Annotated in this window: 13 protein-coding genes and 1 pseudogene; 9 read left to right on the top strand and 5 right to left on the bottom strand. The window is 63.2% G+C overall.

Annotation, left to right across the window (positions count from 1 at the left end; all coding sequences use genetic code 11):
• The 3 genes and pseudogenes from E4K65_RS10680 to E4K65_RS48590 all read left to right on the top strand — a co-directional run.
• Positions 1 to 401, top strand: a 401-nt coding sequence (locus E4K65_RS10680; protein ID WP_135174108.1) for an NAD-dependent epimerase/dehydratase family protein, incomplete at its 5' end; no start/stop codon positions are given.
• Between the two features lie 318 nt (positions 402 to 719).
• Positions 720 to 965, top strand: coding sequence for a hypothetical protein (locus E4K65_RS48595; protein WP_025576106.1), 246 nt, complete (start codon positions 720 to 722; stop codon positions 963 to 965).
• Between the two features lie 175 nt (positions 966 to 1,140).
• A pseudogene (locus tag E4K65_RS48590) lies at positions 1,141 to 1,476 on the top strand (hypothetical protein); the annotation flags it as partial.
• A 170-nt stretch (positions 1,477 to 1,646) separates the two neighbouring features.
• Here E4K65_RS48590 and E4K65_RS10665 read toward each other — a convergent pair.
• From E4K65_RS10665 to E4K65_RS10645, 5 genes are read right to left on the bottom strand one after another with little or no spacing between them, the layout of a single operon-like run.
• A complete protein-coding gene (locus E4K65_RS10665) occupies positions 1,647 to 2,744 on the bottom strand; it encodes a Gfo/Idh/MocA family protein (protein WP_135174107.1) in 1,098 nt (365 codons plus the stop codon).
• Between the two features lie 16 nt (positions 2,745 to 2,760).
• Complete coding sequence (gene nagA, locus E4K65_RS10660) at positions 2,761 to 3,897, bottom strand: N-acetylglucosamine-6-phosphate deacetylase (protein ID WP_029677423.1); 1,137 nt, start codon at positions 3,895 to 3,897, stop codon at positions 2,761 to 2,763.
• A complete protein-coding gene (locus tag E4K65_RS10655) occupies positions 3,897 to 4,910 on the bottom strand; it encodes an SIS domain-containing protein (protein ID WP_235885573.1) in 1,014 nt (337 codons plus the stop codon). Before E4K65_RS10655 ends, nagA begins: the two co-directional genes overlap by 1 nt.
• Before the next feature lie 8 nt (positions 4,911 to 4,918).
• Positions 4,919 to 5,674 carry a GntR family transcriptional regulator gene (locus E4K65_RS10650; RefSeq protein ID WP_235885572.1) on the bottom strand — a complete coding sequence of 252 codons (756 nt, stop codon included), beginning with the start codon at positions 5,672 to 5,674 and terminating at the stop codon, positions 4,919 to 4,921.
• A complete protein-coding gene (locus tag E4K65_RS10645) occupies positions 5,665 to 6,543 on the bottom strand; it encodes a glucosamine kinase nucleotide-binding domain-containing protein (protein WP_167770704.1) in 879 nt (292 codons plus the stop codon). Before E4K65_RS10645 ends, E4K65_RS10650 begins: the two co-directional genes overlap by 10 nt.
• 93 nt (positions 6,544 to 6,636) lie before the next feature.
• Between E4K65_RS10645 and E4K65_RS10640 the strand changes: the two genes are divergently transcribed.
• From E4K65_RS10640 to E4K65_RS10615, 6 genes are all read left to right on the top strand, one after another.
• Positions 6,637 to 7,581 (top strand): N-acetylmuramic acid 6-phosphate etherase, encoded by a 945-nt coding sequence (locus E4K65_RS10640; protein ID WP_025576116.1) that lies wholly within the window; start codon positions 6,637 to 6,639, stop codon positions 7,579 to 7,581.
• A 1-nt stretch (position 7,582) separates the two neighbouring features.
• Positions 7,583 to 8,845 carry an ABC transporter substrate-binding protein gene (locus E4K65_RS10635; RefSeq protein ID WP_135174104.1) on the top strand — a complete coding sequence of 421 codons (1,263 nt, stop codon included), beginning with the start codon at positions 7,583 to 7,585 and terminating at the stop codon, positions 8,843 to 8,845.
• A gap of 136 nt (positions 8,846 to 8,981) precedes the next feature.
• A complete protein-coding gene (locus E4K65_RS10630) occupies positions 8,982 to 9,932 on the top strand; it encodes a carbohydrate ABC transporter permease (RefSeq protein WP_135174103.1) in 951 nt (316 codons plus the stop codon).
• A 9-nt stretch (positions 9,933 to 9,941) separates the two neighbouring features.
• The gene (locus E4K65_RS10625) at positions 9,942 to 10,775 is read left to right on the top strand and encodes a carbohydrate ABC transporter permease (RefSeq protein WP_135174102.1); all 834 of its coding nucleotides are present in this window, start codon (positions 9,942 to 9,944) and stop codon (positions 10,773 to 10,775) included.
• A 9-nt stretch (positions 10,776 to 10,784) separates the two neighbouring features.
• Positions 10,785 to 11,864: an ABC transporter ATP-binding protein gene (locus tag E4K65_RS10620; protein WP_135174101.1), complete on the top strand. Its 1,080-nt coding sequence runs from the start codon at positions 10,785 to 10,787 to the stop codon at positions 11,862 to 11,864.
• A gap of 63 nt (positions 11,865 to 11,927) precedes the next feature.
• Positions 11,928 to 12,506 (top strand): histidine phosphatase family protein, encoded by a 579-nt coding sequence (locus tag E4K65_RS10615; RefSeq protein WP_135174100.1) that lies wholly within the window; start codon positions 11,928 to 11,930, stop codon positions 12,504 to 12,506.
• The last annotated feature ends 780 nt before the right edge of the window (positions 12,507 to 13,286 follow it).

Genomic DNA, 13,286 nt, shown 5'->3' with positions numbered 1-13,286 from the left:
TGGCGCTGCAGGGCCATGTCGACTTCGCGGTGTTCGGCGACGACTACGACACGCCCGACGGCACCGCGATCCGCGACTACATCCATGTCACCGACCTCGCCGCCGCGCATGTCGCGGCGCTGAAGCTGCTGGAACAGGGACATGCCGGCGGCAGCTTCAATCTCGGCACCGGCTCCGGCTTTTCGGTGCGCGAGATCCTGGGCGCCATCAGGCAGGAGACCGGGCGCGAGGTGCCGCACACCGTCAAGCCGCGCCGCGCCGGCGATCCCACCTATCTGGTCGCCGACCCCTCCGCCTCGCGCAAGATCCTGAACTTCGTGCCGCGCCACTCCGACCTGCCGACGGTCATCCGCACCGCCTGGGCCTGGCACCAGAAGGCGCATCCGTTCATGCGATTGTGACGCACGAGTCCATCAAGAATCCGGCTCAAGGCAGGCCCTACGGTCGCGCATACTGATCGACCGTACCTGCGACACATTATCGATGGAGTCGCAGATAGCTAATTGGCGCTTTTTTGTCGCCCGGGGTCAGCAAGACTGAGTGCCGGCTTCTTGGTCTTGCTCAGTCTAAGCACAGCATCTGGACCCAAGGCTTTCGCTTCCCGGCCAACGAGGAGCTGGCCGCGGAGTTCGGCGTGTCACGCGTCACGATCCGGCAGGCCGTCGAGTTGCTTTCAGCCGACGGCGTCATCAAGGCGCAGCGGGGCCGCAGCAGGCGCGGTGCGGCAGGACCGCGGGCTCAAGGTCGAAACTACGCTGTCGGATCTCGCCGATATGTACCGCGACACTTCGCCGGAGATCGTCAACATCTCGGCGAGCCGCAGCGACGCGCCGCTGTGTCCCGAGGACGGCAAGCCGGCCGAGAGATACGTCTTCATGCGCCGGCTTCATTCGCCACTCGGTCCGTCCGCGGCCAAAACTGGACGTCATGCGATCGGTTGCCTAACTTGGTACAAATCGGGCTAAGCCTGACAAGTTGCTGGTGTTTTGCTGTACCTAGCTCAAATTGGCCCATGATGGGTTGGAGCGAGAGTTTAAGCGGTTCAATGCGCTAGGAGGCGCCGTGTGCACGGCGTGTGCACCGGGAGATCAAGAAAAATCTTGCGTCGGCCAATCAAAGCAGACCTTGGGGCCGTAGGAACCCGACATCGTTGTTGGCGAACTCGGTCCCGCCATGCCGGTCAACCGCAAGGTGCCCAAGCTTGGCCCGCGGCTATCGATTGTGGACGCCAACCGAAAGCGCATTGCGCGGCTCGACGGCGAGGATGGTCCCGGTCTTGCTAGCGGCTAGTTTCTCGCACCGCGCGGCATTGCACTGGATTCCAAAGGCGACATGTATGCGGGCGAGGTCGGCGTAAGCGACTGGAAAACTAATCCCAATGAGGACATGCCGGCCGAGGTCCGCACCATCAGGTGCTTGCAGAAGCTGGAGATTGTTCGGCCTCGACCGCTCGTCGCGGCTTTCCGGTGTCGGTAAAAGTGGATCGACGTATCCGTGCCTCGTCTAGGATTGGGTGGAGCATGTGCGCGGGCGATGACAGCACGCCATTCAAGCTGTCGGTGAGGCCTAATCGCTCGCCGTTGATTCCGCTGCAGATGGATATTTCTCTACTCGTTCCTGCCGCGGTGCGTTCAACAGGTGTGGATCTACAGGCGTATGACTTCACCGGTTCGAACGCTCTCGTCGGCGGCAAAGACGATGCGGAGTGAGTTGATCGCGTCCTCGTGATGCTCGGACAGGTCTATCTCGCCACGGACCGCACTCAGAAACAGCCGCTGCTCGCGCTCGCAGAGCTCCTGATGGTCGGGGTCATCAGCAGTCGAGATCAACTCGTCCGGCTGCGCAAAGCGGTCTTCGGCGTCGCGCGCCGCGTGATGGATGCGAAGCGCGTTGGTCCGTGTATGCGTATCATGTTCCGCCGAATGCGCGCCCGCATCGGCACTCTCTTTTGCGACGATCGACACGCTGCCGTTTGGGCCGATCATGTCCTTCACAAAATGAGCGGTCTCGCTCATCATCGGACCCCAGCCGACCTCGTACCATCCGACGGATCCGTCGTCGAACATGATGTGAAGATGGCCGTAATTGTACATGGCCGGCGCGATCTCGCTGGTCAGTCGCGCCCCGACCGCATGGACCGCGACGGGACGCGCTCGCGTCACCTGGCACATGATGTCGACGTAATGGACGCCGCAATCGACGATCGGTGAAGTCGATCGCATGAGTTTCTTGTGCACCTCCCAGAAGGAGCCCGCAGACTGCTGGTTGAGATTCATGCGCATCACGAGCGGCTTTCCGAGCGTTCGGCCGATTTCGACGAACCGTGACCATGCGGGATGTACGCGCAGAATATAGCCGATCAGGAGCGCCTTTCGGGCCGCGCGTGCAGCACTGACGACTTGCCGCGCGACATCCAGCGTGTCGGCCAGCGGCTTCTCGCAGAAAACATGCGCGCCAGCAGCGAAAGCCTGCAACGCCATGGCGGCGTGATGCTCGGTGTAGGTGCAGATCGCGACTGCGTCGGGACGCAAACGCGTAAGCGCCTCGTCGAAGCTTTCGAAGCGGGGAAGAGTGGGAAACTCGGCCTCGAGATCGTCGCGATCGGCCGCGCGAGAGGTGCAAAGACCGACGAGTTCGAAACCCTCGACCGATCTGTAGGCGCGGGCATGGCTGGTTCCCATGGTGCCGAGGCCAACCACGAGAACGCGAACATTTTGTGTGGGGGAGAGGGAGAGCGAGGACATGGCTCAATTGTGTCCTTCAGTCAGGTATTGAGGGGCAGCCCTCGATCCAGGTTTCCAGCACCCGCAGCTCGTCGTCGAGATGCACGAGGCTCGCGAGATGGCCTGGTGCGATACGGCCGAGTTCAGTATCGCGCCGGAGAAACGTCGCCGGAACGCGCGATGCCATTGCGAGGGCATCGGCGAGCGGAAGCCTAACGACGTTGACCGCATAACGCACCGCCTCATCCATGGTCAGAACCGAGCCGGCGAGCGTCCCGTCGTCGAGCCGCAGGCAGCCGTCAACGCACGTCACGCGGCGGCCCTGAAGATCGAAATGATCGGGGCCGCCAGCCGCCGGCGGCATCGCGTCGGTAATCAGCATGAAGCGATCGCGCCGCTTGGCAGCAAGCGCGATGCGCAAATTCGCCTCGTGGACGTGATGGCCGTCGGCGATGAGGCCGACGAACGCCTCGTCTAGATCGAGCGCGGCACCGACCATGCCCGGCTCGCGCCCGGTCGGTGCGCTCATCGCGTTGAACAAATGGGTGAACGCGCGCGCGCCTGCCTCCACGGCCCTGCGCCCCTCCTCGTAGCTCGCGTCGGAGTGGCCCAGCGAGACGAGTACGCCATGCCGCGCGAGCTCGGCGATGCTCTCGGTCCCGACCCGATTGGGCGCGAGCGTCAGCATGACTGCGCCGCAATCTGCCTTGGCGATTGTCGCGATGTCGTCGCGCCCGAGGTCGCGGATGTAGCTGAGTTCATGCGCCCCCTTGCGGCGCGGATCCAGGAAGGGCCCTTCCAGGTGAATGCCGAGTGCCGCAGGGGTCAGACGCCGCGCCTCGCCCGTCGCAGCGATGGCAGCGGCCATCACCTGCGGCGCGTCGGTCACCAGCGTCGGCAGCAGCCCGATGGTCCCGTGTTTACGGTGCGCGGCCGCGATGCGGGCGATGCCTTCGGGCGTCGGGTCCTGGTTGAATAGGACGCCGCCGCCGCCGTTGACCTGAACGTCGACATAGCCGGGCGCAAGCAGGCCGCCGCCGAGATCCCGCACTGCGCCGTCTGGTCTCTCGGAGTGGGGAACGATTGCGGCAATGCGCGCTCCTTCGACGACAACCGCGCGGTCATCGAGAAAGCGTTCTCCATCGAAAATCCGCGCGCCGGTCAGAACGATCATCAGACGGTCTCCGTTACCTTGCGCAGATTGCGCGGGCGGTCGGGATCGCGCCCGAGCCGGAGCGCAAGCGCTTCGGCAAGCCGGTAGAAGCGGTGGATCATGACGATGGGCTCCAACAGGGGAGCCTCGACTCGTGCCGTAGCGAGACGATCCGACTGATCGGCGCCGCCTGCTTCGATTACGATCACCGTCGCTCCGGCGTCGGCCAACGCCGTGAGCGTCGGCAGCATGCCTTCGCGCGCCGGGTCGGACGGCAGGAAGGCGATGACGGGGAAGCCCGACGCTACAAGTTCGGCCGGGCCGTGCAGCACCTCGGCCGCGGAGTAGGCCTCGGCGTGAATCGCGCACGTTTCCTTGAGTTTGAGTGCCGCTTCCGCGGCGATCGCGAGCGTCGCGCCCCGGCCGAGCACGAAGGCGCTGCGGGCGTTTGCAAGTCTTTCCAGTATCGTCGCGGGTGGGGGCGTTGTTTGGGCGCGCAGGACGTCCGGCAGGCCGGCGAGGGCGTCTGCGAGCTGCCGATCCTCGCGCCATGCCGCGACGAGGCTCGCCCCCGCGACGAGACCGGCCACCATCGATTTGGTCGCGGCGACGGAACGTTCCGTGCCGGCGCAGAGCGGCAGCAGGATTTCGGCCTCCTGCGCGAGTGGCGAGGCCACATCGTTGACCAATGCGAGGGCCAGCGCACCGCCGTCTCGTGCGGCACGCTGCATTTCCACGATGTCCGGGCTGCGTCCCGATTGCGAGATCGCGACGGAAACGCTCCCTTCGAGCCGCATCGGCGTCCGATAAAGCGTCGCAATCGAGGGGCCGATGGAGACACAAGGCACCCCCGAAACAATCTCGACGAGATATTTCAGATAGAGCGCGCAGCAATCCGACGAACCACGGCCGATGGTTGCGACGAGCGGCGGATCGAGGGCACGCAGGCGCGCTCCGAGTTCAGCGAGCCGTTCAGCATTCTGACCGAGCTGGCGCGCAGCCGCTTCGCCGGCCTCGCCGATCTCCTGCAGCATGTGTGTCCTCATCGGTGCGTCTTTCGGGCCGGGGGCGACAGCGTGAGTTCGGAGACGAAATCATAGGCGTCGGCACGGTACCAGGACTTCGTGAACTCCACGCAGGCTCCGTCGGCGAGGTAGGCGATGCGCTGGATGTAGAGCGCCGGGCTGTCCGGCGCGACGCAGAGCAGTTCAGCATCCGCATGTTCGAGGATGGTCGCACGCAAGCGCTGCAAGCCCCGGGTTGGCTTGAAGCCCCTTGCGGAGAGTGCCTCGTAGAGCGAGGCGCCAACCGAATCCTGTTCAGGAAGAAAGCGTATTGGCACGGCGGCGCGTTCGATTGCCATGGGCGAACCGTCGGCCAGGCGCAGGCGTCCGAGCCGGAACACGCGGTCGTTCGGTCGTACGCCAAGCATCATCGCCTCTTCCGGCGTCGGCAGGAACACGCCGCGTTCGAGCTCGCGGGAGCTAGCCTCCAATCCGCGCAGCCGCATGTCTTCCGTGAAACTCGTCAGGCGCGACGAGGGCTGTTCGACGCGCGGCGTTGCGCGATGGATGAAGGTGCCCGCGCCGTGGCGGTGATACAGCACGCCTTCGGCGATCAGATCGGCGATCGCCTTTCGCAGCGTGGTGCGCGATATGTCGAGCAGCTCGCACAACACCCGCTCCGCCGGAAGCAGTTGCGTCTCCGCGAAGCGTCCGGTCTCGATCTCGCGCCGAAGCGCGTCGACCACGGCACGATAGAGCTTTTGGCCCGGCGCCGTTTCGACCGTCATGGACATGCCGCGTCCTCCGCGAGCGTTCCGCCGGCGAGAAGGATCGCGCCGTCGACTGCGTCGCGCCGCGGCTGGGCGAGGCGCTTGGCAACATCAGGCGGCAAGAACGGGCGCAAGGGCTCGCCGAAGCCGCCCGCGAGCGCAATGCGCTCGGCGCCGAGCGCGTTCAGCGCGTTCGCGAGCGCCGCGATCGCGCAGGCCGCTTCCCCGACGATTTCGCGTGCGCGCTTGTCTCCGGACCTGGCGATGTCAAGGATTTGGGGGGCGAAGGAGCCATAGTCTCTGGGTCTGGCCTCCGCTGCCCAGCGGCTCATTCGCAATGGATCATCATCAAAACGTCGCCCGAGCGCCTGGGCGAGCCCACTCATCGGCTCGAGGCCGTCGATCGCACGCAGCGTCGCGCGCAATGCCGATTCGCCGAGGCGTGCGGCGGATCCGTCGTCACCCAGCCAGAAGCCGCGTCCGCCGATTATCGTCGTTCGTTCTCCCAGGCGAGCGATGCCCGCCGAGCCCGTGCCCGCGATGATTAGGCCTCCGTCACCGACGCCATTGGCTCCCACGCAGGCGGCGACAGCATCATTAACGGCGACGATGCGTGCGAAGCCGGGCAGGGCGGCGGAAACACGCTTCGCTTCGTTGTCGTCCGAAAGCCCGGCAAGGCTCAGGCCGAGGGCGATCTCCTGCCGTGGCGCGCCGGCGCTGATCGCGGATTCGATGGTTTCACGCACGACCCGCATCGCCTCGTCGAAGTCCAGATAGATGTTCGAAGCCGGCCCGAGGCCGCGCCCGAGCTCGCGGCCAGACGAGTCCCGCAATCTCGCGCGGCAACGGGTGGCGCCGCCGTCTACTCCGAGAAAGAACCGGGCTGTCGCCAAGGAGCCTCCTAAAAAAATTCTTAACGCCTCTAGACAAGTGGTATGTCACGTGGCTAAAACGAATACAAGAGGTATCTACCATTGGTATTCACGATGTCGGTACTGCCGAACTTGGAGTCGGGCGGAGAGAGGTGCGGCGACACCACTGACGTCGTGACGACCGATGAGGCGAAGTTTGCGCACGCGATGCTCGCTTCCTACCGCCGGGCGATTGCTTCGGTCGCGGCTGCCTCCACCGACATCCGCGCGGCGGCACTTCGGCTCGCCGCCATTTGGCGAGCCGGCGGGCGTCTGGTCTATGCCGGTGCGGGGTCTTCCGGCCTTGCGGCGGCCGAAGATGCTGCCGAGCTTCCCGGTACATTCGGCCTTGACCAGAGCCGCATCGCGATTGTCTTGCCCGGCGGGACCGCCGAGCCGTTTCGCATCGACGGCGCGGTGGAGGACGATGCTGTCGCCGGTGAGGGGGCCATGACCGAGCTTGGCGATCTGTCCCGCGACGCCGTGATCGCTGTATCGGCGAGCGGCTCGACGCCGTTCACCGTCGCTGCGGCGGCAGAGGCGCGTCGCCGCGGCGCCTTCGTGGTCGGCATCGCGCACTATCCGGCCTCGCCGTTGCTCATCGGCGCCGACGCGTCGATCCTGCTCGAAAGCGGAGAGGAGGTGCTGCGCGGCTCGACGCGGCTCGCGGCCGGCGCCGCGCAAAAGGCCGCGCTCGGTATGCTCTCGTCATTGATGGGACTCGAGCTCGGTCACATCCACCAGGGGCTGATGGTCAATCTGAAGGCCGATAACGCCAAGTTGCGCGAGCGGGCGCGCGGGATCGTCGCAACGATCGCGAGCGTCAGCGACGCCAAAGCGGCAGCGGCCTTGCGTGAGGCCGGCGGCGATGTCAAGCCAGCGGTGCTGATTGCCTGCGGCGCCGCCAGCATGAGCGAAGCCGTCAACTGGCTCGCTGCTGCGGAAGGCCGCATAGACGACGCGTTGCGCCGCGCGAGGGTCAACGGAATCAAGGGCGAAGGCCCGAACAAGGGAGCGTAGCATGAGACGGACATTCAAGGCCGCATTGGGAGCTGAGGTTGCCGCGTTGGCGTTGCTCGCCGGGCTAGCGTCGGCCAAGGCAGGCTCATTGAAGATCGAGAGCTGGCGTAATGATGACGCCGACATCTGGAACTCCAAGATCATTCCCGCCTTCAACAAGCAATATCCCGACATCAAGATCGAATTCGCGCCCTCGGCACCCAAGGAATACAATGCCGCCCTCAACGCGCGGCTCGATGGCGGCACCGCCGGCGATCTTATTACCTGCCGTCCGTTCGATGCCTCGCTCGCGCTCTACCAGAAGCATCAGCTCGACAGCGTCGACAGCATCAAGGGCATGGACAATTTCTCCGATGTCGCAAAGGCTGCGTGGCAAACCGACGATGGCAAAACCACTTTCTGTGTTCCGATCGCCTCCGTTATCGCCGGGTTCATCTACAACAAGGAGGCCTTCGCCAAGGTCGGCGTAACCGAGCCGAAGACGCTCGACGAATTCCATGCCGTGCTCGATAAGCTGAAGAAGGAAGGGACTTATGTCCCGCTGGTGATGGGCACGGCTGACCAGTGGGAGGCCGCAACCATGGGCTTCCAGAACATCGGTCCCGACTATTGGAAGGGCGAGACGGGTCGAGCCAATCTGATTGCTGGTAAGGAGAAGCTCACCGACGCGCAATATGTCACGGCCTTCAAGGAGATCGCAAGCTGGGCCCCGTATCTCGGATCGGGCTTCCAGGCGCAGACCTACGCCGACAGTCAGAACCTCTTCTCGCTCGGCAAGGGCGCGATCTATGCGGCTGGCTCGTGGGACATCTCGACGTTCCGGGGCCAGGCGAAATTCGGCATGGGTGCATTCCCGCCGCCGCAGCCGGCCGGCACGACGGATTGCTATATCTCGGATCACACCGACATCGCGATGGGCGTCAACGCAGCCTCGAAGAACAAGGAGGAAGCCAAGAAGTTCCTGGAATGGCTGACGACACCGGAATTCGCAACGATCTACGCCAACGCGCTTCCGGGCTTCTTCCCCCTTGCCAAGACTCCGGTGAAGGTCGAAGACGATGTCGCTGCGACGATGGTCGGATGGCGGCAGGCCTGCAAGTCGACGATCCGCAATTCGTATCAGATACTATCGCGCGGCACGCCGAATCTCGAAAACGAGCTCTGGAACGTGTCCGCGCAGGTGGTCAACGGCAAGCTGACGCCCGAGGCTGCCGGCAAGCAACTCCAGGACGGCCTCGACAAGTGGTACAAGCCCACCAAGTAATGTAGAGGTCCCTCTCTCCGCTTTCGCGGGGAGAGGGACTGTCCTTGGTCGATAGTTGCTGCACGCTTCGCCAAGAGATGGCACGAGCCGCAAGCGGACAGCGACGATAACGCACGGTAGGTGCTCTCTTCCCGTCATGCCTGAACCGGTCTCCAACATCACCGTCCAGATGCCTCGCGCAAAACGCGCAGGCCTTCTGCTGTTCTTTCTCGGGCCTGCGGTAGCGATCTATTCCCTGTTTTCGATCTATCCGCTCCTCGCGACAATGGCGCTCTCCACCTACACGAGCGATCCGTCCGGAGCCCGATCATTCGTCGGCCTCGCCAATTTCGAAACGCTGCTCGGCGATGCGCTTTGGTCGAAGCCATTCTGGAATGCCCTCAGAAACAATCTGATATTCTTCGCCGTGCACATGTGCGTGCAGAATCCGATCGGTATTGCGCTCGCGGGATTGCTCAGCCTGCCGGGCGTTAGGCTCAAGGGCTTCTATCGAACCGTGATGTTTCTCCCGACGATGCTGTCGGTTGTCATTGTCGGTTTCTCCTGGAACCTGATCCTTTCGCCGCTCTGGGGCGTAGCGGCTGGCGCTTTGAAGGCCGTCGGATTGGGCTCACTATTTGCTCCCTGGCTGGGGCTCGAATCGAGCGCGCTCGTCACCCTATCCCTCATTTCTGTCTGGCAATTCGTCGGCATCCCGTTGATGTTGATCTACGCCGCGCTGCTCAACATCCCCGAAGAGTTGATCGACGCGGCACGCGTCGACGGGCTCGGACAGTTCCGCATCTTCTTCCACATCAAGCTTCCGCTCGTCCTCCCGACGATCAGCCTGGTCTCGGTCTTGACCTTCGTCGCCAACTTCAACGCTTTCGATCTGATCTACTCGGTCAAGGGCGCGCTTGCGGGGCCGAATTTCACCACCGACATCCTCGGTACGTTTTTCTACCGCACTTTCTTCGGCAATCAGCTCCAGCTCGGCAATCCGACGATGGGCGCCGCGGTCGCGACCGTGATGTTCTTCATCATCCTGCTCGGTCTCTGCCTCTATCTCTTCCTCGTTCAGCGGCGCATCCGCCGTTACGCTTTCTGAGGGGGAGGCATGACGACGGACCAGCGCGCAAGGAGCATCGGTGTCCATCTCGTCCTGATTGCCTACAGCCTTCTGGCGGTAGGTCCAATCCTGCTCGTCGTGATGAATTCGTTCAAGGTGCGCAGTGCCATCTTCGGGAGTCCGCTCGCGCTGCCGGACGCATCAACCTTCAGCCTGGTCGGTTACGAGAAGGTCTTTCGCTCCTCACATATCCTCACTTACTATTCGAATTCGCTGATCGTGACCCTCGTTAGCATGGCGCTCGTCCTGCTGTTCGGGGCGATGGCGGCTTGGGCGCTTACAGAGTACCGCTTCCGCGGTTCGACGGCGCTGGCGCTGTTTCTGTCGATCGGCATCATGGTGCCGATCCGGCTTGGCTCCGTCGCAATCCTGAACATGATGCGGTCCGCTGGCCTTAACGACACGCTGACTGCCTTGATTCTGGTCTATGTCGCGCAGGGCCTGCCGATGTCGATCTTCATATTGAGCGAATTTATCCAGCAGATTCCCAAGGATTTGCGCGATGCCGCGCGCTGCGACGGTGTCCCGGAAACGCGCATCTTCTTCGAGGTGGTCGCCCCGCTACTGCGACCGGCGATCGCAACGGTCGCTGTCTTCACCATCGTGCCGATCTGGAACGACCTCTGGTTTCCATTGATCCTGACCTCGAGTGATTCGACCCACACGGTGACGCTCGGCGTGCAGCAGTTTCTCGGGCAGTACATCACCGACTGGAATTCCGTGCTCGCCGCACTGTCGATGGCGATCCTGCCGGTCGTCGTGATCTACGTCATCCTTTCGCGCCAACTCATCGCGGGCCTCACCTCCGGCGCAGTCAAATAGGTTGTCAGAATGGCCAATCTGCGCATCGAGCAGCTCAACAAGCGTTATGGCGCGACGACGGTGCTCAACAACGTCAACCTGAGCATCGAGGACGGCGAATTCGTCGTTCTCGTTGGCCCTTCGGGCTGTGGCAAGTCGACGCTGCTGCGGATGATTGCCGGGCTCGATGGTGCATCGGGTGGGGATATCCATATCGCCGGCAAGCTTGTCAATGCGCTCGCGCCTGCCGAACGCGGCATCGCGATGGTGTTCCAATCCTACGCACTCTATCCGCACATGAATGTGCGCAAGAACATGACGTTCGGATTGAAGTTCACTGGCGTACCGCCAACCGAGCGCGAACGGCGCGTCGCGGAAGCGGCTCGCATGCTGCGGCTTGAGGAGCTGCTCGAGCGCTATCCGCGCGATCTCTCCGGCGGTCAGCGCCAGCGTGTTGCGATCGGCCGTGCGATCGTGCGCGAGCCCGCTGTTTTCCTGTTCGACGAGCCGCTCTCCAATCTCGACGCAGCCTTGCGTGTCTCGACACGCGTTGAAATCGCGAATTTGCACAGGTTACTGAAATCAACGATCGTCTATGTCACGCACGATCAGGTCGAGGCGATGACACTTGCTGACCGCATCGTCGTGATGAACAAGGGCCGCATCGAGCAGGTCGGAAAACCACTCGACCTCTACTATGAACCCGCCAATCTGTTCGTTGCCGGCTTCATCGGATCGCCTGCGATGAATTTCTTCGAGGCAGAGGTCGAAGGCATCGAGGGCGGACGTGCGCGCGTGGCCGGCACCGCGTTTCGCAACCTCGACATTCCGGCGGGATCGCTGAAGGTCGGCGACGCGCTGACGGTCGGTGTCCGTCCGGAGCATCTTGTCCGGGGCGAGGCCGGTTTCTTCGCCGCCGAAGGCGTCGTCGAGCTGGTCGAACGGCTCGGCGAGGCCTCCTTTGCCTATCTGCGCCGCGTCGACGGCAGGATGTTCGTTGCGGAGGTCCGCGGCCGCCAGACGCCGGCGCCGGGCGAGACGATGACTCTCGTTGCCGCGAGTCCCGATGTCCACGTCTTCGACGCCTCTGGCCTGCGTGTTGCCACATAAACCCGTTAAGGGAGGCGATGTGATGCCGACTGCAAGCAGGTGTGAGGGTGCGATCGTTCAGTCATGACAAATGTCGTACGCTATCTGACCCATCCTCAGGTGAACATCGATCCGTCGGTTCCCGTTCACTGTTGGGGCCTGAGTGAGGTCGGCAGAGCGCGTACGGAAACCGTGACGGCGACGGGACTGCTGTCAGGTACCACGCAGGTCATCTCCAGCGGAGAGCGAAAGGCGATCGAGACCGCTGAGATCATTGCAGCAAAGCTGGGAGTCGACGTGGAGGTGCGCGAAGCGATGCACGAGAACGACCGATCGGCCACAGGCTTCCTCGTCCCCGACGAGTTCGAGGCGACGGCCAATCAGTTCTTCGCGCAACCCCACATCAGCATTCGTGGCTGGGAACGAGCGCTTGACGCCCAGCTGCGCATCGCCCGCGAGGTCGAGCATGTGCTGGCCCGCAACACGCCGGGCGACGTGCTCTTTGTCGGCCACGGCGGCGTTGGTACTCTCTTATACTGCCATTACTCCGGTTTGGGGATTGATCGTGCCCATGACCAGCCCGCTGGCGGCGGTAGCTTCTTCGCGTTCGCCTCGCATGAACGCCGCGTGCTGCATGGCTGGCGCCGCCTCGAATCGCTGTGATTCCCCCCTTCCAATTCATGCATATATGGCCCTAGAAGAGCCGGCCAGCGGAAGCCTCGTCAAACCGGCTTCTCAATCGGTCCAATTTCATGTGGGATCGATCGGATGCAAAATATCTCAGTAGAATGAATGATCTCGCGACACCGCGCTCAAACTCGACCGCTCGAGAACAATACGCGCAAGTCCGCGCCCGGATCTCCAAGGCTGATATCGCCAATCTCAAGGAGTATCATAAGCGCTGGTCGCGGCAGAACGCGGCAGTCGCCGGCGCGAGGCCGTGCAAGCGAACTGGCAATTCCACTACACGCTCTATAAAGCCGCCAACGCGCCCGAGCTGCTCGAGACGATTTGGCTTCGCAACGGACCTCTGCTCAATATGTTGTATCCGCATGCGACGCCGACCTATCCCGGACGGCATCAGCATCTCAGCGTGCAAGACGGTTACTGCGAGGAATCGCCGGGCCGTGAAACAGTCCATCAAGGCCGATCTGATGGAGGGAGGCGCCAGATTGCTGCAGTTGCTTCAGGATATCGAAGCCGGTGCGACGCCCTCGAGGCGGGATGCCGCTATGACGTAGCCGGAAATGTAGGGTATTACGGAGCCACGGAAGCGTTGGGCTGGTCTGGACAAAGCTCCTCCAGTGAATATGGCCGCCGCGATCTCTCCAAGGATAGCGCCAAGTGTGCAAACCTCGTGCGCACCCGTATGAGGCTTCCGAGGAGGCAGAGACGAAGCTGCTTCAATCTCGACCGTGGCCCGCTTGGTGGAAAGGAGAGCAG

This window comes from Bradyrhizobium niftali (assembly GCF_004571025.1).
Classification (GTDB): domain Bacteria; phylum Pseudomonadota; class Alphaproteobacteria; order Rhizobiales; family Xanthobacteraceae; genus Bradyrhizobium; species Bradyrhizobium niftali.
This window is presented reverse-complemented; position numbering and strand designations above follow the sequence as displayed.

Coding starts and splice junctions, on each gene's coding strand:
- E4K65_RS10665 (WP_135174107.1), bottom strand. CDS start 2,744: ATGTCCTCGCTCTCCCTCTCCCCCACACAAAATGTTCGCGTTCTCGTG.
- E4K65_RS10655 (WP_235885573.1), bottom strand. CDS start 4,910: ATGCTGCAGGAGATCGGCGAGGCCGGCGAAGCGGCTGCGCGCCAGCTC.
- E4K65_RS10620 (WP_135174101.1), top strand. CDS start 10,785: ATGGCCAATCTGCGCATCGAGCAGCTCAACAAGCGTTATGGCGCGACG.
- E4K65_RS10650 (WP_235885572.1), bottom strand. CDS start 5,674: ATGTCCATGACGGTCGAAACGGCGCCGGGCCAAAAGCTCTATCGTGCC.
- E4K65_RS10615 (WP_135174100.1), top strand. CDS start 11,928: ATGACAAATGTCGTACGCTATCTGACCCATCCTCAGGTGAACATCGAT.
- nagA (WP_029677423.1), bottom strand. CDS start 3,897: ATGATCGTTCTGACCGGCGCGCGGATTTTCGATGGAGAACGCTTTCTC.
- E4K65_RS10640 (WP_025576116.1), top strand. CDS start 6,637: ATGTCGGTACTGCCGAACTTGGAGTCGGGCGGAGAGAGGTGCGGCGAC.
- E4K65_RS10635 (WP_135174104.1), top strand. CDS start 7,583: ATGAGACGGACATTCAAGGCCGCATTGGGAGCTGAGGTTGCCGCGTTG.
- E4K65_RS10625 (WP_135174102.1), top strand. CDS start 9,942: ATGACGACGGACCAGCGCGCAAGGAGCATCGGTGTCCATCTCGTCCTG.
- E4K65_RS10630 (WP_135174103.1), top strand. CDS start 8,982: ATGCCTGAACCGGTCTCCAACATCACCGTCCAGATGCCTCGCGCAAAA.